The sequence below is a fragment of the Pseudoruegeria sp. HB172150 genome, from assembly GCF_013184805.1.
In the GTDB taxonomy this organism is placed as follows: Bacteria; Pseudomonadota; Alphaproteobacteria; order Rhodobacterales; family Rhodobacteraceae; genus Psychromarinibacter.
This window is the reverse complement of the sequence record NZ_JAATNG010000001.1, coordinates 432,973-455,987: the sequence shown is the minus strand read 5'-3', so window position 1 is coordinate 455,987 and position 23,015 is coordinate 432,973. Positions and strand designations below refer to the sequence as shown.

28 protein-coding genes and 1 other RNA gene are annotated in these 23,015 nt (G+C 65.8%); 13 read left to right on the top strand and 16 right to left on the bottom strand.

Going from position 1 to position 23,015, the window contains the following annotated elements:
- The first annotated feature begins 141 nt into the window (after positions 1-141).
- The gene (locus HCO70_RS02235; protein WP_253913089.1) at positions 142-1,353 is read left to right on the top strand and encodes an NAD(P)/FAD-dependent oxidoreductase; all 1,212 of its coding nucleotides are present in this window, start codon (positions 142-144) and stop codon (positions 1,351-1,353) included.
- Positions 1,354-1,602: 249 nt separating this feature from the next.
- Here HCO70_RS02235 and HCO70_RS02230 read toward each other — a convergent pair whose 3' ends face one another.
- The 5 genes from HCO70_RS02230 to HCO70_RS02210 form a co-directional block, all read right to left on the bottom strand.
- Entirely contained in the window at positions 1,603-2,598 is a 996-nt protein-coding gene (locus HCO70_RS02230; RefSeq protein ID WP_172292653.1) for a YcjF family protein, read from the bottom strand.
- A complete protein-coding gene (locus HCO70_RS02225) occupies positions 2,595-3,041 on the bottom strand; it encodes an N-acetyltransferase family protein (protein ID WP_371742144.1) in 447 nt (148 codons plus the stop codon). The genes HCO70_RS02230 and HCO70_RS02225 overlap by 4 nt, the downstream gene beginning before the upstream one ends.
- A complete protein-coding gene (locus HCO70_RS02220) occupies positions 3,038-4,453 on the bottom strand; it encodes a YcjX family protein (protein WP_172296074.1) in 1,416 nt (471 codons plus the stop codon). The genes HCO70_RS02225 and HCO70_RS02220 overlap by 4 nt, the downstream gene beginning before the upstream one ends.
- A gap of 318 nt (positions 4,454-4,771) precedes the next feature.
- Positions 4,772-5,683 (bottom strand): DMT family transporter, encoded by a 912-nt coding sequence (locus HCO70_RS02215; RefSeq protein WP_172292651.1) that lies wholly within the window; start codon positions 5,681-5,683, stop codon positions 4,772-4,774.
- A 39-nt stretch (positions 5,684-5,722) separates the two neighbouring features.
- A complete protein-coding gene (locus HCO70_RS02210; protein WP_172292649.1) occupies positions 5,723-6,331 on the bottom strand; it encodes a LysE/ArgO family amino acid transporter in 609 nt (202 codons plus the stop codon).
- Positions 6,332-6,401: 70 nt separating this feature from the next.
- On the opposite strand from HCO70_RS02210, the gene HCO70_RS02205 reads away from it, so the two are divergent.
- Complete coding sequence (locus tag HCO70_RS02205; protein WP_172292647.1) at positions 6,402-7,283, top strand: LysR family transcriptional regulator ArgP; 882 nt, start codon at positions 6,402-6,404, stop codon at positions 7,281-7,283.
- A gap of 11 nt (positions 7,284-7,294) precedes the next feature.
- Here HCO70_RS02205 and HCO70_RS02200 read toward each other — a convergent pair whose 3' ends face one another.
- Together HCO70_RS02200 and HCO70_RS02195 are read right to left on the bottom strand one after the other, a co-directional pair.
- On the bottom strand, positions 7,295-7,738 hold the full coding sequence (locus HCO70_RS02200) for a hypothetical protein (protein WP_172292645.1): 444 nt from the start codon (positions 7,736-7,738) through the stop codon (positions 7,295-7,297).
- Positions 7,739-7,750: 12 nt separating this feature from the next.
- Complete coding sequence (locus HCO70_RS02195) at positions 7,751-8,143, bottom strand: DUF1801 domain-containing protein (protein WP_172292643.1); 393 nt, start codon at positions 8,141-8,143, stop codon at positions 7,751-7,753.
- An 81-nt stretch (positions 8,144-8,224) separates the two neighbouring features.
- Between HCO70_RS02195 and HCO70_RS02190 the strand changes: the two genes are divergently transcribed.
- Positions 8,225-8,668, top strand: a complete 444-nt coding sequence (locus HCO70_RS02190; RefSeq protein ID WP_172292641.1) for a hypothetical protein — start codon at positions 8,225-8,227, stop codon at positions 8,666-8,668.
- Here the strand turns inward: HCO70_RS02190 and HCO70_RS02185 are convergent.
- From HCO70_RS02185 to HCO70_RS02165, 5 genes are all read right to left on the bottom strand, one after another.
- Positions 8,652-9,584: a pirin family protein gene (locus HCO70_RS02185; protein ID WP_172292639.1), complete on the bottom strand. Its 933-nt coding sequence runs from the start codon at positions 9,582-9,584 to the stop codon at positions 8,652-8,654. The genes HCO70_RS02190 and HCO70_RS02185 overlap by 17 nt on opposite strands.
- The gene (locus HCO70_RS02180; RefSeq protein WP_172292637.1) at positions 9,581-9,865 is read right to left on the bottom strand and encodes a GNAT family N-acetyltransferase; all 285 of its coding nucleotides are present in this window, start codon (positions 9,863-9,865) and stop codon (positions 9,581-9,583) included. Before HCO70_RS02180 ends, HCO70_RS02185 begins: the two co-directional genes overlap by 4 nt.
- A gap of 85 nt (positions 9,866-9,950) precedes the next feature.
- On the bottom strand, positions 9,951-10,955 hold the full coding sequence (locus HCO70_RS02175; protein ID WP_172292635.1) for a hypothetical protein: 1,005 nt from the start codon (positions 10,953-10,955) through the stop codon (positions 9,951-9,953).
- Between the two features lie 279 nt (positions 10,956-11,234).
- On the bottom strand, positions 11,235-11,984 hold the full coding sequence (locus tag HCO70_RS02170; RefSeq protein ID WP_172292634.1) for a YebC/PmpR family DNA-binding transcriptional regulator: 750 nt from the start codon (positions 11,982-11,984) through the stop codon (positions 11,235-11,237).
- Between the two features lie 131 nt (positions 11,985-12,115).
- The gene (locus HCO70_RS02165) at positions 12,116-12,808 is read right to left on the bottom strand and encodes a metal-dependent hydrolase (protein WP_172292632.1); all 693 of its coding nucleotides are present in this window, start codon (positions 12,806-12,808) and stop codon (positions 12,116-12,118) included.
- 58 nt (positions 12,809-12,866) lie between these two features.
- Between HCO70_RS02165 and HCO70_RS02160 the strand changes: the two genes are divergently transcribed.
- Complete coding sequence (locus HCO70_RS02160; RefSeq protein WP_172292631.1) at positions 12,867-13,517, top strand: ceramidase domain-containing protein; 651 nt, start codon at positions 12,867-12,869, stop codon at positions 13,515-13,517.
- Here the strand turns inward: HCO70_RS02160 and HCO70_RS02155 are convergent.
- Positions 13,496-14,401, bottom strand: coding sequence for an AEC family transporter (locus HCO70_RS02155; RefSeq protein WP_172292629.1), 906 nt, complete (start codon positions 14,399-14,401; stop codon positions 13,496-13,498). The two genes, HCO70_RS02160 and HCO70_RS02155, sit on opposite strands and share 22 nt — an antisense overlap.
- A 146-nt stretch (positions 14,402-14,547) precedes the next feature.
- On the opposite strand from HCO70_RS02155, the gene gatC reads away from it, so the two are divergent.
- The 7 genes from gatC (at position 14,548) to HCO70_RS02120 (ending at position 18,930) form a co-directional block, all read left to right on the top strand.
- Positions 14,548-14,835: an Asp-tRNA(Asn)/Glu-tRNA(Gln) amidotransferase subunit GatC gene (gatC, locus tag HCO70_RS02150; RefSeq protein ID WP_172292628.1), complete on the top strand. Its 288-nt coding sequence runs from the start codon at positions 14,548-14,550 to the stop codon at positions 14,833-14,835.
- Positions 14,835-16,322 carry an Asp-tRNA(Asn)/Glu-tRNA(Gln) amidotransferase subunit GatA gene (gatA, locus tag HCO70_RS02145; RefSeq protein WP_172292627.1) on the top strand — a complete coding sequence of 496 codons (1,488 nt, stop codon included), beginning with the start codon at positions 14,835-14,837 and terminating at the stop codon, positions 16,320-16,322. The genes gatC and gatA overlap by 1 nt, the downstream gene beginning before the upstream one ends.
- 36 nt (positions 16,323-16,358) lie before the next feature.
- Complete coding sequence (locus tag HCO70_RS02140; protein ID WP_172292625.1) at positions 16,359-17,039, top strand: hypothetical protein; 681 nt, start codon at positions 16,359-16,361, stop codon at positions 17,037-17,039.
- Between the two features lie 77 nt (positions 17,040-17,116).
- Positions 17,117-17,722: an N-acetylmuramoyl-L-alanine amidase gene (locus HCO70_RS02135; RefSeq protein ID WP_172296072.1), complete on the top strand. Its 606-nt coding sequence runs from the start codon at positions 17,117-17,119 to the stop codon at positions 17,720-17,722.
- A gap of 12 nt (positions 17,723-17,734) precedes the next feature.
- Positions 17,735-18,088, top strand: an RNA gene (gene rnpB / locus HCO70_RS02130) — RNase P RNA component class A.
- A 105-nt stretch (positions 18,089-18,193) separates the two neighbouring features.
- Positions 18,194-18,361 carry a 50S ribosomal protein L33 gene (rpmG, locus tag HCO70_RS02125; RefSeq protein ID WP_008330537.1) on the top strand — a complete coding sequence of 56 codons (168 nt, stop codon included), beginning with the start codon at positions 18,194-18,196 and terminating at the stop codon, positions 18,359-18,361.
- 80 nt (positions 18,362-18,441) lie between these two features.
- Positions 18,442-18,930, top strand: a complete 489-nt coding sequence (locus HCO70_RS02120) for a GNAT family N-acetyltransferase (protein WP_172292623.1) — start codon at positions 18,442-18,444, stop codon at positions 18,928-18,930.
- Positions 18,931-18,990: 60 nt separating this feature from the next.
- On the opposite strand, the gene HCO70_RS02115 is transcribed toward HCO70_RS02120, so the two are convergent.
- Both HCO70_RS02115 and HCO70_RS02110 read right to left on the bottom strand, forming a co-directional pair.
- Positions 18,991-19,728 (bottom strand): Bax inhibitor-1/YccA family protein, encoded by a 738-nt coding sequence (locus HCO70_RS02115; RefSeq protein WP_172292621.1) that lies wholly within the window; start codon positions 19,726-19,728, stop codon positions 18,991-18,993.
- Positions 19,729-19,852: 124 nt separating this feature from the next.
- A complete protein-coding gene (locus HCO70_RS02110) occupies positions 19,853-20,074 on the bottom strand; it encodes a DUF1127 domain-containing protein (protein WP_172292619.1) in 222 nt (73 codons plus the stop codon).
- A gap of 124 nt (positions 20,075-20,198) precedes the next feature.
- Here HCO70_RS02110 and HCO70_RS02105 point away from each other — a divergent pair, with 124 nt between their 5' ends.
- Entirely contained in the window at positions 20,199-21,050 is an 852-nt protein-coding gene (locus HCO70_RS02105; protein ID WP_172292617.1) for a LysR family transcriptional regulator, read from the top strand.
- 270 nt (positions 21,051-21,320) lie between these two features.
- On the opposite strand, the gene HCO70_RS02100 is transcribed toward HCO70_RS02105, so the two are convergent.
- A complete protein-coding gene (locus HCO70_RS02100) occupies positions 21,321-22,280 on the bottom strand; it encodes an NADPH:quinone oxidoreductase family protein (protein WP_172292615.1) in 960 nt (319 codons plus the stop codon).
- Between the two features lie 311 nt (positions 22,281-22,591).
- Between HCO70_RS02100 and HCO70_RS02095 the strand changes: the two genes are divergently transcribed.
- On the top strand, positions 22,592-22,966 hold the full coding sequence (locus HCO70_RS02095; RefSeq protein ID WP_172292613.1) for a helix-turn-helix domain-containing protein: 375 nt from the start codon (positions 22,592-22,594) through the stop codon (positions 22,964-22,966).
- Positions 22,967-23,015: the final 49 nt, after the last annotated feature.

The window sequence follows — 23,015 nt, the reverse complement described above, 5'->3', positions numbered from 1 at the left end:
GTCCCGGCGGCTCGGTCGATCAGAGCGCCGGGCCCGTAATTCGAAGGATGATCGCGACTATACGGGTCATGGCCGCGCTTATAGGCCCCGCCGGGGGCGAGGTCCATAGGTCCCATGGACAGCGCGGACCGCACCGCTAGGATGCCATCGCGGAAGGGCAAGGGACGTTACATGGTTCAGGACATCGCCGTCGCGGGCGCCGGCATCGGCGGGCTGGCCTTCGCCACGCTCGCGGCGCGCGAGGGGCGGCGCGTTACTGTCTTCGACCAGTTCGACGCGCCGCGCCCGATCGGCTCCGGACTGGTGATCCAGCCGGTCGGCCAGATGGTCCTCGACGTGGCCGGCGCCGGCGATTCCGCCCGCGCCCTCGGGCAGAAAATCCACAGCATGCTCGGCCACGAGGCGACGACGGGCCGCCGCGTTCTCGACGTCACCTACGACCGCAAGGGCGGCCCGCATTACGGCCTCGGCATCCACCGCGCCGCGCTCTTCGACTGCCTCCTCACCGCCGCCCGCGACACCGGGGCAGAGATCCGCCCCGACCACCGTGTCAGCGCCCGCGATGGCCAGCGCCTGATCTTCGCGAACGGCACGTCCGACGGCCCCTTCGAACTGATCGTCGACGCCGCCGGCGCCGCTTCCCCCCTCTCGCCGCTGCAATCCCGCCCGCTTGGCTACGGCGCGGTCTGGGGCACCGTCCCCTGGCCCGACACGCGGCTTCCGACCGACCGCCTGTCGCAGCGCTACCGCGCCGCCGACCGCATGATCGGCGCCCTGCCCATCGGCCGCCTGCCCGACGACCAGCAGCCCCTCGCCGCGATCTTCTGGTCGCTCCCCGCCGATGGCCACGACGCATGGCGCGCCGCGCCGCTCGACCATTGGAAAGCCGAGGCCACCGCCCTCTGGCCCGACTTCGCCCCGTTCCTCGAGACGGTCACCGAGCACGATGTCATGACCATGGCCCGCTACACACACGGCACCCTGCGCACGCCCGTCTCCGAAGGTCTCGCCCATATCGGCGACGCCGCCCATCGCGCCAGCCCGCAGCTCGGCCAGGGCGCCAACATGGCGCTGCTCGACGCCTACGCCCTCTGGTCCGCCCTCGACCGCCACCCGCTTGACGAGGCGCTCCGTGCCTACGTGCTCGCCCGCCGCTGGCATGTCTGGACCTACCAGGTCTTCAGCGCCGTCTTCACCCCGCAGTACCAGTCCGACAGCCGGTTCCTGCCGAAGCTCCGCGACCACATCCTGTTCCCGGTCTCGCGCATTCCCCCGGTCCCGGGCATCCTCAGCCGCCTCGTCAGGGGCACACTCCTGCCCCCGCTCGGCTCCCTGCACCCCCGCCAGCCCTAGGGCCGCCGCTCATTTTCGGTGTCAAGGCTGCGTCAGCACCGCCGAAGGCGGCTTGGCCTTTACACCGCAAATGAGTGGCACACGCTCGATCCGGCCCGCCCCGGCGGGCTTCTCAGCAGAAAAGCGAAAACCCCAGCCACCGCCGCACCGCACGGCAAAGGCGTCACCACCCTACAGGCGGACTCCGCCAGAGCCGAAGGCGGCGGCGGAGGGAAAGACCGCGCCGCGCCAGCGGCTCCGCCAAACCCGTCAGCCCTTGGAAAACAGTCCGGTCAGGGCCCGCTGCACCAATCGCGTCACCGACGGCTTCCGTGCCGCCCGGAACGGCAGCGGCCGGCAGACCTCCATCGCCGCGATCCCGACCCGCGCCGTCAACGCGCCGTTGATCACCCCTTCGCCAAAGCGGCGCGACACCTTGGTCAGCACCCCGCCGCCCGCGACGGTCCCGATCAGGTCGTCGCCCACCGCCACGGCCCCGGTCGCCACCAGATGCGTCAGCACCGACCGCGTCAGCCGCCAGCTTCCCAGCGTCCCCGACCGGCCGCCATAGATCTCGGCGATGCGGCGGATCATCCGCAGGTTCGACGTCAGCGCCGCCACCACATCCGCCAGCGCCAGCGGCACCACCGCGGTCACCGCCGCCACCTGCCGCGCCGCCGCCTCCACCTCGCGCCGCGCCGCATTGTCCAGCGGCTGCAGCAGCTCCGCCTCCGCCAGCCCCAGCAGACCGTCCGCATCGAACACGTCGCCGGTCCGCTCCGCCAGCCGCTGCCGGTGCCATTCAAGCTCCGGGCGCCCGGCATACAAAGCCCCCAGCTTCTCCACAACCGACCGTGCCGCGCGCAGGTCGTTCTCCACCAGCGCCGCATCCGCCGCGCGGTGCAGCGCGTCGATCCGGCCAAGTCGCGCGTAGGCGGCCCATTCCTTCACCGCGATCGCCAGCAGCACCACCACGAACAGCCCGATCAGCACCGTCGCCGTCCACCCGAGAACCGGGTTCCGCGCCAGCAGCGTGGTGACGAAATCCCACGCCGCAACCGACAGCACGAAGCTCACCAGCGCCCCCAGCAGCCGCCAGAACCACCGCGCCAGAACCGAGGGCTTGCGCGCCGCCAGCACCGCCATCTTCTGCATCGCCGCCGCGTCGGGCAGCGCGGCCACATCCTCCACCGGCGGCGCCGCGGCGGGGTTCACCGCCGCATCCGCCTCCATCTCGATCAGCACCGGTCCGCGTTTCTCGCTCATGCCGCCTCCTCCGGGCCAGGCCAGATCAGCCGCACATCCGGCAGCCCCTCGTCATTGCCGCCGCCATCGGTCAGTTCCACCTCGACGAAACCTTCCCGTGCATAGAACCGGCGCGCGCCTTCGTTCGACTGGAAACACCAGAGCTGCAGGCGCTCCGACCGCGCCTTCGCGGCCCCCAGCAGCCGGGAACCATAGCCACGACCCCGCGCACCGGGCGCGAGGTACAGCGAATGCACCATGTCCCCGTCCCGCGCCAGGAACCCCTGCGGCCCCTTCCAGGTCGACGCGCAAAGCACCTCGAAGCGGCGGATCATCATCTCCAGATGCGCAAGATCCTCCTCCCGCGAATGCAGGCAGGGCATCCACGGCGTCTCACGGACCCAGTCGCCCAGGATCCGCGCCAGCCGCTCGGCATCCTCCGCCCGTGCCGCGACCAGCTTCACAGCCGGTCCCCGATCAGGAACTGCGCCGCCTTGTCCAGCCGGATATGCGGCGGCCCCTCGCCGGGCCGCAGCCGCAGCTTGGCGGGCGCGAATGTCATCACCTCGTAATCTTCGTCCAGCCAGCGTTCCGCCCCGGCCCGCGCCGGTCCCAGCAGGCGCTGCGGATCGGCGGGCAGTTCGCCGGGATAGAACGCCGCCATCCGCCCGTCCTTCAACAATGTACCCCGCACGCAGTCCAGCTCCCGCCCTCCATGGCTCAGGGTCTCCTCCACCGTCGCCCGCAGCGCCGCGATCGACATCGCCCCGGTCCGCGCTCCGGCGAAATCCGCCCGGTCCTTCGCCTCCCGCACCAGCGCCTCCATGATCGAGGTCAGCGCGGCGTGCTGGTGGTGATGCAGGTGATCCGCCTTCGTCGCGGCAAACAGGATCTTTTCCACCCGCCGCCCCAGGAACAGCCGGCTCAGGAACGCGTTCTGCCCCGGACGGAACGCCGCGAGGATATCCGCCAGCGCGCGGCGCAGGTCCTCCATCGCCGCCGGCCCGGAATGGATCGCGCCCAGCGCGTCCACCAGCACGATCTGCCGGTCGATCCTGGAGAAATGATCGCGAAAGAACGGCTGCACCACCCGCGACTTGTACGCCTCGTAGCGCCGCTCCATCTCGCGCCACAGGCTGCCGCGCCGGGCGCGCTCGGGCTCCGGGATCGGCGCGAATGTCAGAACCGGACTGCCCGCCAGCTCTCCCGGCAACAGGAACCGGCCCGGCGTGCAGTCGGAAAACCCCGCCGCCCGCGCCGCGTTCAGGTAATCCGCGAACCCGGTCGCCAGCCGCCGTGCTTCGGCCTCCTCGAACGCCGCCGCCCCATCCACCTCCCGCACCGCTGCCAAGTATGCCGCCGCCTCGGCGCGCGGTTCCAGCCGCTCCAGCACCCGCGCGGTCCAGGCGGCATAGCTCAGGTCCATCAGCTCCAGATCCAGCAGCCATTCGCCCGGGTAGTCCACGATATCCAGATGCACCGTCCGCGGTCCCTGCAGCCCGGCCAGCAGCCCCGCGGGCCGGACCCGCAGCGACAGCCGCAGCTGACTGACCGCCCGCGTCGATTCCGGCCAGACCGGCTCGGCCCCCGTCAGGTCCGCCAGGTGCCCCTCGAAATCGAAACGCGGCACCGTATCGTCCGGCTGCGGCTGCAGGTAGGCGGCCAGCACGCGGCCCTCGGCGGCGGCCACAAGCTGCGGCATCCGCGCGCGGTCCATCAGGTTGGCCACCAGTGAAGTGATGAACACGGTTTTCCCGGCCCGGCTCAGCCCGGTCACGCCCAGCCGGATCACCGGCTCGAAAAACGCCCCGCTCACCGCATCGCCGATACTCTCGACCCCGCGGCTCATCCCGTCTGCAATTCCGCCGAAGACCAATGCCTGCTCCTTGCCCTGCCGGATCAAGATAGGTCCGCCGCCTGGGCTGCGCCACCCTGCGGTAAAGGCGGCCGCTCATTCCATCTGTCAAGGTTGCGCAGCACCGCCGAAGGCGGCTTGACCTTGACCGATGGAATGAGTGGCAAACGCTCGATCAAGCCCGCATCGCGGGCCTCGCAGCAGAAAAGCGATTGCGCTCCGCAACATGCACAACGCCCGCAAGACGCGTCACATCTCCAAGGGCGGCCTCGGCCCAGGCCGAAGGCGGCGGCAGAGAGAAAGATCATGCCGCTTCAGCGGCTCCGCGTGACGACGGCCTCAGAGCCGCCCTTCCTCCAGTGCCGGCGTCACCACCCGCCGCTTCAGCACCGCCTCGCGCCAGGCGATGAAAGACACCGCGCCCAGCACCAGCACCCCACCGAACACGACCCAGCCGTCGACCGGCTCGGAAAACACCAGCGCCCCCAGCGACACCGACCAGACAAGCTGCAGGAAGGTTACCGGCTGCGTTACCGCAAGCGGGGCCGAGGCGAAGGCCATCGTCATCGTGTAATGCCCGCCCGTCGCGAACCCGGCAACGATCAGGAACAGGCCCATCTGCTCCCATGTGGGCCAGACCCAGACCGGGATCGCGAAGGGCAAAAGGAATACCGTCACGGAAATCGACAACCAGCCGACCACGACGACAGGCGGCACCCGCCCCGTCATGACCTTCGCGATCAGGTAGGACACGGCGAACAGCATCCCGTTGCCCAGCATCGCGATATGCCCCTCGGACAATTCACGGAAACCCGGCCGCAGGATGATCAGCCCGCCGATCAGCGCCACACCGATGGCCGCGATCCGGCGGACGGCCAGCTTCTCGCCAAGGAAGATCGCCGCGCCGATGGTCACGTAGACCGGGTAGATGTAGCCCATCGCCGTCACCTCGGCGAGCGGGATGCGGGTCATCGCAAAGAACCAAAGGATCACGCCCAGCGTGTGCACCAGCCCGCGGATCCCGAACAGCGTCTTCGACACCCGGTCCAGCCTCACCGAAAAGATCGGCCGCATCGCGGGTATCAGAAAGATCAGCCCCAGCGAATAGCGCAGAAAAGCCGCTTCCGCCGCCGGAATGCCGGGTCCGATGTATTTCACCACCGCCGTCACGCCGACGAACTGAATGCCGGTGATCAGCATCCACAGGACGCCAGCCAGCGGCCGCGACGGGGGAGGGGTGATGTCCGGCATGCCCTTCCGATACGCCCACGCCACCGGCGCCACAAGCCCTTAACCTATGACAAGTTTTCCCGCGATGGCCCACATCGTCAGCCCCACGGCGACCTCCAGCGCCCGCCAGGATGAAGGCCGCGCGAAAACCGGCGTCAGCAGCCGCGCGCCGTATCCCAGGCCAAAGAAGAAGCAGAACGATGCCACCGTCGCGCCCAGCCCGAACGCCAGCCGCGCGCCCTCGTACTGCGCCGAGAGCGATCCCAGCAGAACCACCGTGTCCAGGTACACATGCGGGTTCAGCCATGTCAGCGCCAGGCAGGTCGCCAGCGCCTTCGCCAGCGATCCCTCGCCCGCCGCCGCCGGCGCCAGCGCCTCTGCCGGCCCCGCCGCCCGCCGGAACGACAGCGCGCCATAGACCAGCAGGAACGCCACGCCGCCCCAGCGCATCAGCGGCGCGATCCCGGGCACCGCCGCTTCCGCCGCCGCGAACCCGGCAACGCCCGCCGCGATCAGCACTGCGTCGCTCAGACCGCAGGTCAGGCACACCGCGAACACATGCGCCCGCCTGAGCCCCTGCCGCAGCACGAATGCATTCTGCGCCCCGATCGCGAGGATCAGGGAAAATCCGGTCAGAAAGCCGGTCGCGGCTGCGGTCCATCCATTCATGGCGCCCGGGATTGCCTGGTCTGCTCGGATCAGGCAAACTAAACAAACTTATCTGGATTAAGCCTTACTAATGTCGCAGCTCGATTACGCCGCCTTGGGCGCCCTCGCCGCCGTCCTCCGTACCGGAAGCTTCGAACGCGCGGCGGCCCAGCTCCACGTCACCCCCTCCGCCGTCTCCCAGCGCATCCGCGCGCTCGAGGAACGCATGGGCGCCGTCCTCGTCCTGCGCGGCGCGCCCTGCCGCCCCACCGAAACCGGCGCCCGCCTGCAGCGCCACGCCGAAGCGGTCGGCCTGATGGAGCGCGCCCTCACCGAAGACCTCGCCACCCTCGCCCCCGCGCCGCTGAAAATCGCCGTCAACGCCGACTCGCTGGCCACCTGGTTCCCAACCGCGCTCGCCGGCGCCGAAGGCTTCCTCTACGACCTCGTCATCGACGATCAGGACCATTCCCACGACTGGCTGAAGCGCGGAGAGGTGGCGGCCGCCGTCACCGGCACGCCCGGCCCGCTGCAGGGCTGCGATTCCCACCCGCTCGGCAGCCTCCGCTACATCGCCACCTGCTCCCCCGGCTTCCACGCGAAACACTTCGCCAAAGGCGTCACTGCCGACACCCTCGCCGCAGCCCCGGTCATGGCCTTCGACCCCAAGGACCGGCTGCAGCACGGCTGGGCCGCCCGCGCCGCGGGCCGCGAAGTTCCGCTCACGCCGCACCAGCTTCCATCCACCCACGCCTTCCTCGACCTCGCCTGCGCCGGCCTCGCGTGGGGCATGAACCCCGAACCCCTCGCCGCACCCCATATCGCCGCCGGCCGCCTCGTGCCGGTCCTTCCCGACATGCCCCACGACACCCCGCTCTACTGGCAGGTCAGCCGCCACGTCGCGCAGGCACTTAAACCACTCACCACCTCGGTGCTACGCGCCGCGCGGCAGAGCCTTGTCCCGCCCAACTGACCCCTGCCCGTTCAGGCGGGCCGGCACGGGACGATGCCCCGCATGTCGAAGTCCTGATAAACGTTGACGGAAACTCCGTCCGTCCCCGCCTGCCGGAACGCGACCCGCACCGCCGCCAGTGGCGCCGTCGGATCGACCAGCCCGGAAATCTCCGGCGGCAGTTGTCCGACATCGGCGACAAGCCGGCCATAGATGTCCCTGGCATAGCGCTGGCACAGGCTCCGGCCCTCCATCTCCCGACGCAGCCCTTCCAGCGACGCCAGCGCAACCGTTATCAGCAGCAGGTTTCCAGCCCCGGCGCCGCCGGACCGCTCCGGCGCGGCGGAAAGACCAACCGTCATCTCGCCCCGCGCACCAGACTTCAGCAGCACCGTTTCCGCCCGCGCCGACGTACCGCCAAACGAGATCGCCAGAACCAAAAACAGGCAGATGCCGCGCAATCCCTTTTCCTTCACGCCGTCCTCCCCTCAGACAAGCCGCTCCAGCCGCCCCTTGCGCTTCACGATATTCTTGTAGTCCCACTGTACTGTCCGGGCCTCGTCGAGCCACCGCCGAAGCAACGCCTCGTCGATTTCCCCGACATCGGTGTATCGCACTTCCGCCGCCTTGAACTTGCCCTCGGGGGAAAGCCCCGGCGTCTCGAAACCCTGCCCGCTCCAGAACAGCAGCCGCACGCAGCCCTTCAGCTTGCCGTAACCGACGATCGGATTGCCCTCCAGAAACCAGACCGGATGCGCATGCCAGATCCGGCTCTCCGCCCCGGCCACGCCGTCATCGATGATCCGCCGCAGCGCATCACAGATCCGCCGGTCCGCCTCGGCCTGCGCCGCGTGATACGCCTCTATCGTCTCGTGCCCCATGACACCGCGCCCTCCATATGCGCCCCGAACCCTCTGGCGATGCAAGTTGACCCATTTTGCCTGCGGAATTAGGCAGAACCAATGTCGCAACCGATACTGAAGATCCTGAGCGGACCGTCGCCAACACAAACCGCCGCGGCGGAAACCACGGTTCTTGGCCTGAGCTCCGTCGTCTCCGCCTTCAGCCGTGCCGTCGACCGCTACCCGCACGATCAGGAAGGGTTACAGCATTTCCTGCAATTCAAGATCGCAACCGCAACTCAGGCACAGAAAAGAAGCCGGTGGTTTCCGGGCAGGATCTACAACCGGTTTTCAGGCGAAGATCCCGACTACATACCCCTTTCGGGAACACACCTGATCCAGACACTCAAACTGGCCGGCATACTCCCTCCCGATTTCATCACCGCTTCCGGCAGGTACGAACTGCGCCTCGACTACGCCCAGAAGGCACTGTCCGCGCTCACCGAGGAAATCAACGCGCGGCCAGCCAAAGACACAACCGAACCACCTACGGCAGCGGAATGAATTCCGCCTCGTCCCCCGGCGGCAGCTGGAACCGTCCTTGCTCCCAGTCTCCCGCCGCCCACGCTTCCTTCGCCGCCTCGATCTTCTCCTTCGACGAGGCCACGAAGTTCCACCAGATATAGCGCGGCCCGCTCAGGGTCTCGCCGCCCAGCAGCATCAGCCGCGCGCTTTCCGGCCCGGCCGTCACCGTGATCTCGTCGCCCGGCCGGAACACCATCATCTGCCCGGCCTCGAACCGCTGCCCGGCGATCTCCACCGATCCCTGCAGGATGTATAGCCCGCGGTCCTCGTGCTCGTCCGGCAGCGGCAACTTTGCTCCGGGCTGCAGCGCGGCATCGGCATAGAACATTTCGGAAAACACGCCCACCGGCGCCTTTTCGCCCCAGGCGTGGCCCAGCACTAGCCGCACCTCCTTGCCCTCGCCCGACAGCATCGGCAGAGCGTCGCGCCCCTGATGCTCGAACCCTGCAGCGCGTTCTTCCTCTTTCTCAGGAAGCGCGACCCAGGTCTGGATTCCCATCAGGTCGGACGGCCCGCTACGCGTTGCGGCGCTGGTGCGCTCGGAATGGGTCACCCCGTTGCCGGCGATCATCCAGTTCACTTCACCGGGATAGATCATCTGGTGCGTCCCCAGCGAATCCCGATGCTCGAACTCGCCCCGGAACAGGTAGGTCACGGTGCCCAGCCCGATATGCGGATGCGGCCGCACGTCGATCCCCTGCCCGGTCAGGAACTCCACCGGCCCCATCTGGTCGAAGAAGATGAACGGCCCCACCATCTGACGGCGCGAGCTTGGCAGAGCGCGCCGCACCTCGAACCCGCCGAGGTCCCGCGCCCGCGGGATGATCAGCGTCTCTATCGAGTCCACGCCGCCCGCATCGGGACAATGCGGCTCCAGTGCCGGATTCCAGCTCATGATTTCGGTGCTCCGTTCCAGACGTCCCGCCACTCCTTGTGACGCCTGAACTGCGCGTTCGCATAGGGGCAGAGCGGCACGATTGTCCGCCCCTCCTTCCGCGCATCCTCCACGGCGCGGCTGACCAGCGCCAGCCCGACACCCTGCCCCTTCAGCGACTCCGGAACCTCGGTATGGTCGATGATGATCATCGACGGCCCGGCGACGGAATAGGTCATGTAAGCCCCGCCTTCCGCCGTGTACTCGCCCTTGGTCTCGCCTTCTTCCCGGTCGATCTGCATGTGCGCCTCCTGTTGCTTGACGACAGGTAATGCCGCCGCAGGCGCGCACAAGAAGCGCACAGAACCTGTGCGCGGTGGCCGAAACCTAGTCGGGAAACACCGTTCCCGGAAACATGTCCTCGAAGACGTCCATGCTGACATCGGGCGGCACGGGGATCGCCTGCAGGTTCAGCGTCGCATCGTCGACCGCCACCTGTCCCGCGGCATTGCGCAGCGTCGCGCGCCCCAGCCCGAACGCGACCAGCCGGGTCCGTTCGCCATCCCGCACCAGCCGGCCCATGATCTCGTTGATTTCGACCACCGCCGTCTCATAGGCACCCGGCTCCCGCGCCGCGGGAAGCACCGGGTTGGAGAAGACGAACCCATATTGCCCGCTGACCTTGCCGCCGTCGACATCCAGCGCCAGCGTCTGCCCGCTGTAATTCGCCGTCTGGGTCAGGATCTCGATCCCTGCCGGCCCGGCATCGAACAGCACGGGAATGGACCCGAACATCAGGTTGTCATCGGTGACGCCGTTGTCGTTGGCATCCAGCCGCGAAATGCGCACCGTGTAACTGTCTGCGTACCAGCGCCCCTCTGGCAACGCGTCAAGATCTTCGGCGAGGGACCGGAACGAATAGACCTCGCCATACACCGTGTCATAGCCCGCGTAGCGTTCGATCTGCTGCGGCACCCAGACGGACTGGCGCAGCACCGGCGGATCTGCGACCAGTCTGTAGTCCTCCTCGGTTGGTCCGATCTCCGCAGGAGCAGACGAAACGTTTCGCCGTCGAAAGGCCTGGTCGCCATCCTCGATGATCTCGTAGCGCCCCGCACCCGGCCCGTATTCCTGCGCGAGTTCGAGTCCCTGCAGGGTCTCGGCGCCGACGAACCAGCCGTCTTCCTGCGAAAAACAGGTCTCTGTCATCATGAACCGCTTGTGCCCGCCCGAGGTCAGCGCATCGTAGCGGAACAATCCGATCCCCTCGATCGCCTCGCAGCCGAGAATGGTGCCGGTTTCCAGCTCCGGCCAGTACTCCTGCGCCACGGCCGCGCTACCCGCCACAGACACAACCGCCGCGGCGATGAACCGATTGAATGTGAAATGCATTTCCGCCCCCGTTGTCACCCGAATCGACCTCAGCATAGGGGCCGGAAGGTGACAACGGCATTGCGGCGCCCGCACGTCTCAAACCGCGCCTGCGCACCTGACAGTGCAGGTTTGCTGTCGGAAGCAGCAGTGACGTGTCGCTGCGCGGGGTGGGCAATCTGCCCACCGTCCCATCAAGGCAAAAAGGACGCGCATCCCCGGCGCGTCCTCACCATACGTTTGCGCTAACACGCCTGGAATCAATGACTTGAAAGGCGTCCCCATGGGGACGCCCCGAAATCAGGCCGCCCCGAGCTGCTCCATCACGTCGTCGGAGACCTCGAAATTCGCCGTCACCCGCTGGACGTCGTCGTCATCCTCCAGCGCCTCGATCAGCCGCATCAGCTTGGTCGCCCCGTCCAGGTCCAGCTCGGTGGTCGTGGTCGGCTTCCAGATCAGCTTGGTCGAGTCGCTCTCGCCCAGCGCCGCCTCCAGCGCCGTCGCCACCTCGTTCAGATCCGTATCGGCGCAGTAGATGATGTGGCCCTCTTCCGAGCTCTCCACATCCTCCGCCCCCGCCTCGATCGCCGCCAGCATGATCGTATCCGCATCGCCCGCATCGACAGGATAAGTCACCTCACCCTTCCGCTCGAACATGAAGGAGACAGAGCCCGTCTCGCCCAGGTTCCCGCCGTTCTTCCCGAAGGTCGACCGCACGGTAGAGGCGGTCCGGTTCCGGTTGTCAGTCATCGCCTCGACAATCACGGCCACCCCGCCGGGCCCGTAGCCCTCGTAGCGGATTTCCTCGTAATCGTCGCCCTCGCCGCCGGTCGCCTTCTTGATCGCGCGGTCGATATTGTCCTTGGGCATCGACTGCCCCTTGGCTTCCTTCACCGCCAGCCGCAGGCGCGGGTTCTTGTCCGGATCGGGATCGCCCATCTTCGCCGCGACGGTGATCTCCTTCGACAGCTTGGAAAACAGCTTCGACCGCGCCGCGTCCTGGCGGCCCTTGCGGTGCTGGATGTTCGCCCATTTTGAATGGCCGGCCATGTCTCTCTCTCCGATACCCCGGGGTGCTGGCGCAGGCTTCTAGCCGCCGCGCCGGCTTTCTTCAAGCCCGAGCCGCGCTTGCCGATCCCGATCCGCTCAGGTGAGCCAGAAGACGCAACCGCCCCGCTGCGCTACAGCGTCACCGACTCCATCACCTCCGGCGTCAGCACGTCGACCCCCGGCAGCTTCGCCTTCAGCTCGTCCGCGGACTGCTCCAGCAGCGGGAAAGTCTTGTAGTGGCACGGGATCACCGTCTTGAAGTCGAAGAATTCCTTCGCCGCATAAGCCGCGCGCCGCATGTCCATGGTGAAATGCCCGCCGGCGCAGAGAATGCCGATATCCGGCTTGTGCAGGTCGTTGAACACCTTCATGTCGGCCATCACGTCGGTATCGCCAGAGAAATAAATCACATGACCCTCGCCCTCGATCATGAACCCGGCCTCCGCCCCGGAATAGATCGGCCCGTTATCCGAAGCGATCGACGACGAATGCTCCGCGTTCACCATCGTCACCTTGACCTCGCCCAGCGCCACGGTGCCGCCCTTGTTCATGCCGATGATCTTGATGTCATGCCGGCCTTCCCAGAAGCTCATCAGGTCGAAGATGCCGACCACCGGTATACCCAGATCCGAGGCAAGCGGCACCGCGTCCGTCGCATGGTCGCCATGCCCGTGGGTCAGCAGGATATGCGTCGCGCCAACGGTGGCTTCTTCCTTCTTTCCCTCGGGAAATACGGGGTTGCCGGTGAACCAGGGGTCGACCAGCAGGATCTGGTCCGCGATCTCGATCCGGAAACTGCCATGTCCAAGCCAGGTGATCTTCATGGAATCGCTCCTTAATATGAGTGCTACCGACAGATAGCAGGGAAGTCCGCACAGTCACATGAACTGGACCGCACAAATCGACGCCTATTGCGAGCGGCTCGGCCCCGGCCTTCTGGCCGAACCACTGAACGCGATGTCGAACGCGGCCTTCCTGATCGCCGCGTTTATCATGTGGCGCAGGTTGCGCGGCCGGCAACTCCCCTATGTCCGGGCAATGATCCTGCTGCTCGCTCTGGTGGGGCTGGCATCGCTCTCCTGGCACGTCTTCGCCATCGCCTGGACCGGCGCCGCGGACAGCTTGTCGATCCTGCTCTTCGTGCTGCTTTACCTTTACGCGGCGACCCGAACTTACTTGCTGCAGCCGATGAACGTTTCGCTCTTCGCGACCTTCGCCTTCCTGCCGGTGGCGGGACTGGCAGCATTTCTCCTCAGCCGCCTGCCGTTCTTCCGGGTGTCCGCTGAATACTGGCCGGTGGTCCTGCTCATCGCCGGTTACGCGCTTGTGCTATCCCGCCGCTACCCAGAGACGGCCCGCAATCTTGCGATGGGCGCCGCGCTCCTGACCATTTCGATCAGCGTCCGCAGTCTCGACAGTGCGCTCTGCGCCCGCCTCCCAATCGGCACGCATTTCCTCTGGCATATCCTGAACGCGACGATGCTCGCCTGGATGATCGAGACCTACGCCCGTCACGTCACCAGCACCGAATAGGCCGGAATCGCGATTAGGCAAAGCAGCGTCTGCCAGGCCAGCAGGTCGGCATATAGCGGCGCGTCGCCGCCCATCGCCTTGGCCACGATGTACCCGTTCGACGCCGCCGGCACCGCGAAGATCAGGATCCCGGCAAGCGTCTCTTCCGATGACAGATCCAGCAGCCACGCGATTCCGACATACAGCGCCGGCACCACCAACGGCCGCAGGATCAGCCCGAGCACAACGAGGAACGAGAAGTCCATCAGTCGTTTCAATTGAATGCCCGCCCCCACCGCCAGCAGCCCCACCGCCAGCGCCGCGCGCCCCACGATCTCCAGCGTCTCGTCCGCCCAATGCGGCAGCCCGCCCGCCTGGTTCACCGCGATCCCGATGAAGCCGCCGATCACAAGCGGGTTCGTCACAACCGTTTTCACAATCCGCACCGGCGACGCGCCACCGCCGCACAAAACCGCCAGCACGATGATGTTCAGCACGTTGACCACGGGGATCAGCACCGCCATCGCCACGGCGATCAGCGAGAGCCCGGTATTTCCCATCAGCAGCGCCGCCGCCGCCAGAGAAATGAAGCCGTTGAACCGGATCGCCGTCTGATACAGCGTCGACAGCGACGCGTTGGGAATTGCCAGCACCAGCCGCAAAGACAGCGCGATCGCGCCGCCAACTGCGACCGTCATCACCAGAGCCACGGCGAACGCCCCGATCCGTGACAGCGACAGGTCCGCCCCGGCGATGGAATGGATCAGGATCGCCGGAATCAGCAGCTTGAAGCTCAGCTCCTCCACTCCCGGCCAATGCTGTTCCCGGACCAGCCCTGACGCCCGCGCGGCCCAGCCAAGGGCAATGGCCAGTGCAATGGGCAGGATGGTCAGGGCAAGATCCATAGGGAAGCTCCGGGAAAAACACCCGCCGCAGAGCGGGGCACTTGTTAACTATCGTGCCATTTCGCCAAGGTGTAGCCCCCGACCGCTTGCAGCCCACCGGCCCCGGCGCTAAACGCAGTGCCTGACCAGACATCCCGGAGAGCCCCATGTCGATCGACAAGGCAACCGCCGCCCATGTGGCCAAGCTCGCCCGCATCAAGGTGGAAGACGACGCGCTGCCCGCGCTGGCAGAGGAATTCAACACCATCCTCGGCTTCATCGAGCAGCTGAACGAGGTGGATATCGAGGGCGTCGAACCGATGACCTCGGTCACGCCGATGCGGCTCAAGCGGCGCGAGGATGTCGTCACCGACGGCAACATGCAGGACAAGGTCCTGTCCAACGCCCCCGACGCCCGCGAGGGTTTCTTTGCCGTACCGAAGGTGGTCGAATAATGTCGGATCTCTCCAAGCTCACAATAGCCGAAGCCCGAGACAAGCTCCGCGGCGGAGAGGTGTCGTCGGTCGAACTGACCAAGGCGTGCCTTACCGAGATCGACGCCGCCGACGCGCTGAACGCCTTCGTCCACAAGACGCCGGAGATTGCGCTGAAACAGGCGGAACATGCCGATACCCGCATCGCCGAGGGCGACGCGCCATCGATGTGCGGCATCCCGCTCGGCATCAAGGACCTGTTCTGCACCCGCGGCGTACCCTCGCAGGCCGCGTCGAAGATCCTCGACGGCTTCAGGCCGGAATACGAATCCACCGTAACCAACCGGCTTTTCGACGCCGGCGCCGTGATGCTGGGCAAGCTCAACATGGACGAGTTCGCGATGGGCTCTTCCAACGAGACCTCGACCTACGGCAACGCCGTGAACCCGTGGCGCCGCGGCAATGACGATACCTCGCTGACGCCCGGCGGTTCCTCGGGCGGTTCGGCCAGTGCCGTCGCCGCCGATCTCTGCCTTGCCGCCACCGGCACCGATACCGGCGGCTCGATCCGCCAGCCCGCCGCCTTCGTCGGCATCACGGGGCTGAAGCCCACCTACGGCCGCGTTTCGCGCTGGGGCATCATCGCCTTCGCCTCCTCGCTCGATCAGGCCGGGCCGATGTGCAAGTCGGTCCGCGACTGCGCCATCATGCTCGGCGCCATGGCGGGCCACGACCCGAAGGACTCGACCTCCGCCGACCTCGCAGTTCCGGATTTCGAGGCCGCGCTGACCGGCGACATCAAGGGCAAGAAGATCGGTATTCCCAAGGAGTACCGCATGGACGGCATGCCCTCCGAGATCGAAAAGCTCTGGGCCGATGGCGCCGAAATGCTGAAGGATGCCGGTGCCCAGATCGTCGATATCTCCCTGCCCCACACGAAATACGCGCTTCCCGCCTATTACGTGATCGCACCAGCCGAGGCGTCCTCGAACCTCGCCCGTTATGACGGCGTCCGCTACGGCCGGCGCGCGCATCTGGCGCAGGGCGATGGCGTCACCGAGATGTACGAAAAGACCCGCGCCGAAGGCTTCGGCCACGAGGTGCAGCGCCGCGTCATGGTCGGTACCTACGTTCTGTCGGCCGGCTTCTACGATGCCTATTACAACCGCGCACGCCGGGTCCGCACCCTGATCAAACGCGACTTCGAACTGGCCTTCGCCGACGGTATCGACGCGATCCTGACCCCGGCCACGCCCTCGGCCGCTTTCGGCCTCGGCGAGATGTCCGACAGCGACCCGGTGCAGATGTACCTAAACGACGTCTTCACCGTCACCGTGAACCTCGCCGGCCTGCCCGGTATCGCGGTGCCCGCCGGTGTCGACGGCAAGGGACTGCCCCTCGGCCTGCAGCTGATCGGGCGGCCATGGGAAGAGGCAGACCTGCTCAATACCGCGTTTGCGCTCGAAAATGCGGCAGGTTTTGTTTCCAAACCGGGCAAATGGTGGTAACAGGCCCGCAACCAAGAAACGGGCAGGACAACTGAGATGCACAAGACCGGGTTAGCCCTCGCCGCTCTCGTACTGGCCGGCTGCGCGCAAGACTTGCCGGACTCCAACCCCGACGTCGGCGTCGGTTTCGGGGATTACGAAAACTACGGCACCTCCCGCAGCACCCCGGCCCCGGCCGAAACCAACATCATTCCCCGCGCCGCGATCTCGGACGAGACACCCGCTTCGGCCCGGCCAAAGCCGCCGATGGTCCCGCCAAGCGCCGTGGCCACCACCACGCTGCCCCCGGCGCCGACCGCCAACCCGACACCTGCCGTCGCGACCACCCACGCCGGGATCTCCGACGAGCAGGATTTCGAGGCGGTCGCCGAACGTGAATCCATCGAAAGCGACGCAGCCCGCCTGAAGGCCCAGCGCGAAGCCTTCATCGAGGTCGAGCCCAGCGCGGTTCCGACCCGCAGCGGCGACAGCGGCAATGTCGTGGCCTTCGCCCTGGCGACTTCGAACCCGGTCGGCACCAAGGTCTACAGCCGCAACAACCTGTTTGCGGACTCGAAATACCAGCGCAACTGCGCAAAATACGCCTCCAGCGACCTGGCACAGGAAGATTTCCTGAAGCAGGGCGGGCCGGAGCGTGACCGTCTCGGCCTCGATCCTGACGGCGACGGTTTTGCCTGCAGCTGGGATCCCACCCCGTTCCGCCGCATCGCCGGGTGATCCACCACCCCTCGCCGAATTTCGGGCCTCGCCGCAGTGGTGTCCTTCCCGATATTATTGTGCTGCACTACACCGCCATGGCCACGGCCGAGGCGGCGCTGAAACGGCTCTGCCTGCCAGAGGCCGAGGTTTCCGCCCATTACCTGATCGGCCGTGACGGCACCACATGGCACCTCGTCGAAGAGGACCAGCGCGCCTGGCATGCCGGCGCCGGCCACTGGGGCGGGGTGGAGGACGTGAATTCCCGATCCATCGGTATTGAACTGGACAACACTGGCGACTGCCCCTTCCCGGAACCGCAGATGGCCGCGCTCGAGGGCCTGTTGCCCGGTATCCTCGGTCGCTGGCAGATTCCCCCGGAACGGGTCATCGCGCATTCCGACATGGCGCCATTGCGCAAGATCGACCCCGGCCTGCGCTTCGACTGGCGCCGCCTCGCCCGTCTGGGCCTGTCCGTATGGCCATCGCCGGACGCTGCGTCCCAAACACCCGACGAACTTGCCTTCCGCTCTGCCACAACCCGCTTCGGCTACGCCCCCGACCTCGCCCACGAAACCCGGCTTGACGCCTTCCGCCGCCGCTTCCGGCCCTGGGCCACCGGGCCTCTCGATGCGCTGGACATGGCCGCCATCACCGACCTCGCCGCGCGCTTCCCTGTTGACCGCGGCCCCGCGCGCACTTAACTGCCGTTCCGCGCGGATGGCCGGATGGCCGCGGGGGGCAACCTCCGAGGAAAGTCCGGACTCCACAAGGCGACGGTGCCGGGTAACGCCCGGCCGGGGCAACCCGAGGGAAAGCGCCACAGAGAACAGACCGCCCCGTTTTCGGGGTAAGGGTGAAACGGTGGGGTAAGAGCCCACCGCGGGACGGGCAACCGGACCGGCATGGCAAGCCCCACCGGGAGCAATGCCGAATAGGGACTTCGCGGGGGCAACCCCAGGGGCGCCTTGCCCCGGAAGTCCGGGTTGGCAGCTAGAGATGCCGGGTAACCGGCATACCAGAGGAATGGCCATCCTCGACAGAATCCGGCTTACAGGCCATCCGCGCAAATTCACCGGGATTCCGGTTGACTCAGCCCTCGCAAACAGTAAAAGGCGGGCTTCAAGGTTTTCCCGGGCGGCCTAGGCACGCCCGCGCGACGGAGCACAAAGACAATGGCGAAGCCCACCACGATCAAGATCCGGCTGAATTCCACCGCGGATACCGGCCATTTCTACGTGACCAAGAAGAACGCGCGCACGATGACCGAAAAAATGACGGTCCGGAAATATGACCCGGTTGCGCGCAAGCACGTGGAATACAAGGAAGGCAAGATCAAGTAAGCCCTTCCCGACACGACGATGACGAAGCCGCGCCGTTCAGCGCGGCTTTTTCTTTTCCGTCAAATCGCTACATTCGATCCATGAGCGACACGCTGACCATCCGGCCCTCGACGCCGCAGGACCTCGCCGCACTGGACGCGCTGTTCGCGCGCGCCTACCCGCGGCTGCTGAAGGCGGATTATCCGCCCTCGGTCCTTGTCACCGCCCTGCCGCTTATTTCCCGCGCCCAGCCTGCGCTTCTGGCCTCCGGCACGTTCTACGTCGCCGAGACCGCCAATGGTGCCCTGATCGGCGCTGGCGGCTGGACCGGGCGGCGCAATTCCACCATCGGAGATATCCGCCACGTCGTCACCGATGACCGTGCCCTGCGTCGCGGCGTCGGCCGTGCGATCCTGACACGCGTCGTGGAGGAGGCCGCTGAGGATGGCGTCACCCTTCTCGACTGCAAGTCCACCCGCACCGCGGTGCCGTTCTACAAGGCCATGGGCTTCGAAACGCTGCGGCCGATCCGGGTGGAGCTTCGCCCCGGCATCCTGTTCCCCGCGATGCAGATGCAGCGCCTGCTCTGAGCCCGCAAAAGAAAAGGGCCGGCACCATGGCCGGCCCTTCGGTCTGGAATGTTTCGCGCGTTACTCGCGATTGCCAAGGAACTGCAGCAGGAACATGAACAGGTTGATGAAGTCGAGATAGAGGTTCAGTGCCCCCATGATCGCCGACTTGCCCAGCCACTCGCTGTCCATCGCATGGGCGTGCTGCAGATAGACGTTCTTGATCTTCTGCGTGTCATAGGCGGTCAGCGCCGCGAAGATCAGCACACCGATGGCCGACACGGCAAAGTAGATCGCCGGCGACTGCAGGAAGATGTTCACGATCGAGGCCACGATCAGGCCAATCACGCCCATGATCAGGAAGGATCCCCAGCCGGAGATGTCCTTTTTCGTCGTGTAACCCCAAAGTGAGAGCCCCGCAAAGGCGATGGCCGTTATCAGGAAGGTTTGAGCAATCGAGATCCCGGTGAAGGCCACGAAGATCCACGAGATCGACAGTCCCATCGCCGCAGCGAAGACGTAGAAGAAAAGTTGCGCGCCTGCGGCGGTCAGCTTGTTGATCATCGCGCCGAAGGCGAAAACCATGATCAGCGGCAGGAACATCGCCACCCAGCCCAGGATGTTGGGCTGCAGGGTGATCGGGTCGCGGAAGATCGACAGCAGTGCTTCGCTCGATCCCACGGCCCATGCAACGCCGGCGGTGACCAGCAGGCCGACCGACATTGTGCCGTAGACCTTGTTCATATGTGCCCGCAGACCTTCGTCTACCTGGGCAGAACGAACACCACCAATCGAGCGTTCGGTTTGGAATTGAGCCATTCAAGCCTCCTCAAAGATACCGACACGCGGCAGGAGAGCCGCACTCGCCATCAAATATCGGCAAGCACGGCTCTTATTTCAAGCATTTCCGGAGGCAACCGACGCATGTTCACCAACTATTTCGTTACTTTGACCAATGTGCCGGTGCGTCCCACACTGGTCGGGACGCTTCGCGGTCCGCGTCTTCCCGGCTCAGGCCGATATCGTGCAGCATATGATCATCTAGCTGTCCGAGCTGGGTGCGCTGCCTCTGCACCGCCAAAGCGGCCAGGATTCGCTCTGCCAGCGACAGGCGTCGGTATGAGCCATAGCGCGTACCGCCGTGGGAAAAGGTTTGCGTGCTCATCTCCAGTCTCCTTCTCATTTCGTGATGGATGGGCGTATTTGCATTTCATGTCTTGATATATGCAATGCAGTGATGGATATTGAAAACGAATGTTCTTGAAGCAAATGATCAAGGAATGTGATGGATGCGCAATCTGGATATCTCCGTGCTCCGCTCCTTCGTCGCCGTCGCCCAGACCGGTGGCGTTACCCGGGCAGCCGGCTTTCTGAACCTGACGCAATCTGCGGTCTCGATGCAGCTCAAGCGGCTGGAAGAGCTGATGGGTCAGGATCTGCTCGACCGCTCCAACCGCAAGATCTCCCTGACCCCGGCCGGTGAGCAGCTGCTCGGCTACGCCCGCCGCATGGTCGAAATGAATGACGAGATGTTCTCGCGCCTCACGGACCACGCCTTCGAAGGCGAGATCACGCTCGGCGTCCCGCATGACATCGTTTATCCGGTGATCCCGCGCGTCCTGCAGCGCTTCAACACCGAATACCCCCGCGTCCGCGTGCTGCTGAACTCTCTCTACACGTCGGAACTGAAGCGGATGTTTCAGCGCGGCGAATGTGACCTGATCCTGACGACGGAGCCGGAGCTCGGCGAAGGTGGCGAGACGCTCAAGGAACTCCCGCTGCGCTGGATCGGCGCCCCTGAAGGCTCCGCCTGGAAACAGACGCCGCTGCCGTTGGCTCATTGCCGCAACTGTTCCTTCCGCACCGGCGCGCAGGAGCGTCTCGACCTGGCACAGATCGGCTGGCAGCAAGCAGTCGAATCCGACAACGACCGCACGATCGAGGCCACCGTCGCCGCCGATCTCGCCGTCACCGTCATGCTGGAAGGCACAGAGCCGCAGCACCTTCGGCAGATCTCGGCCGGCAACCACCTGCCTGACCTCGGTGTGCAGAAGATCAACCTCTACGGCGGCACCTCTGCGAATGGCGACGTGACGGGCCATTTGAAAGAGATGATCCGCCAGGGCTACCGGGCGATGTAGTTGCAGTCTCAGTGGAGACTGCGCGCCCGCGCCTCAGAACAGAAGCGAAACGACTGAGGCGGCCAGCCACACGTACAAGCGGATTACCAGGTAAAAGTAGAGCCCGATTCCCACCACAGCCAACGCCGTGACAACGTCATCGCGAAGCGGCCGCGACAAAAACGGGATATGTCGGCTGTCTCCTGACATGACATATTGTCGCACAAGAGGCTTAAAGATGGGTTAACGCGCTGCGCCACCGGCAGTGTATAACCGGAACGTGAAACAGCTTCACATTTCGATCACGAGCTTTCCGGCCACCTCTCTCCGCCGCAGCAGCTCCAGGCCCTCGCCCGCAGCGTCGAACGGCAGCTTGCGGCCGATATGCGGGTGCAACCTCCCATTGGCATACCAGCCCATCAGCGTCTCCAGGCTCCCGGTCAGAACTTCGGGCGCGAATCCAGTGTAACCGCCCCAGTACAGGCCGATCACGGTCACGTTCTTCACCAGCACCACGTTAGCCGGGATTTGCGGCACGTCACCGCTGGCAAATCCGATCACCAGCATCCGCGCCTCTGGCTTCACCGCGCGCAGCGCTGCGCGGAACTGATCGCCGCCGACCGGGTCGTAAACGACGTCCGCGCGCCCCAGCGCGATCACCGCCTCGCGCAGGTCCTCTGTCTCGCTGTCGATCAGGTGATCCGCGCCAGCCGCCCTGACCACTTCCAGCCGCTCCGCTCCCCGCGCGCAGGCAATCACGCGGGCGCCCATAGCCTTGCCGATCTCCACCGCCGTCAGCCCGACGCCCCCCGCCGCGCCCAGTACCAGCAGGGTTTCCCCAGGCTTCAGCCGCGCGCGGTGGTCCAGCGCCAGATGGCTGGTGCCATAAGCAATCTGGAATCCCGCCGCCACGTCGAACTCCATCGCGTCCGGCAGCACCACGCAGCGCTCCGCCGGAAAACAGCCCGCCTCGGCCAGCCCGCCGGTCTCGGCAAAGACCGACACGCGCGCACCCACCGCCGGCGACGTCACACCCGCGCCGACCGCCTCCACCGTTCCCGCCAGTTCCTTGCCCAGGATCACCGGCGGCTCCGGCCGCACCTGGTACCGGCCCTCGATCATCAGCAGATCTGCGAAGTTCAGGCCGCAGGCTGCGATCCGGACCCGCACCTCTCCCGGCCCCGGATCAGGAACCGGCATCTCGCGAAAGCCCGGCGCCTGTCCGTATTCCTCGATTCCGAATACCCGCATGCCCCCTCCTCCTCGTTCGTTCAGGCATAGCCGACGATGCCGGATCTGGCGAGAATTACGACGAATCGAACGCCGATTTACGTTGGGTCAATCAACCTGTGGACGAATTCAATTTTCAGATTCGAAAGAGCGCTGCAACCTGACATTGCGTTTCAAACCTGCAATATCTGGCGCAAATTTCGGCATTACGCCCGGGTTTCCCCAGCAATTATTAACCTTTCGGGGACAAACTATCCAAAAAGACAGGTTGAGCGATTCCCGTCCTACGTGATCACTAGCTCTACGTTTGAGAGTTGTAAGGAAACCTGAAGATGAAGCATCCGGTGGATGTACATGTCGGTAAGCGGGTGCGGCACCGTCGCTGGATGGTTGGGATGACCCAGCAGCAGCTCGCCAGCAAGGTCGGCATCAAATTTCAACAAATTCAAAAGTACGAAACGGGCATGAACCGCATCAGCGCGTCCCGCCTGTGGGATATTGCCGAGGCGCTCAATGTTGACGTGCGCTTCTTTTTCGAAGGGATCGACGAAAGCGTCGACGCCGGCGCCACCGAGAAGGCGAACGTTCCCGGCGACATCCTGGCGGACAAAGAGGCCCTGGAACTGGTTCGCTCCTACTACGCGATGCCGGAAAACCAGCGTCGCCGCCTGTTCGAACTGGCCCGCGTCATGAGCGACGTCGCCTAAGAAACGCTTGCATGCCGGGCTTGACGGCCCGGTGGTGAACGCTTACCGC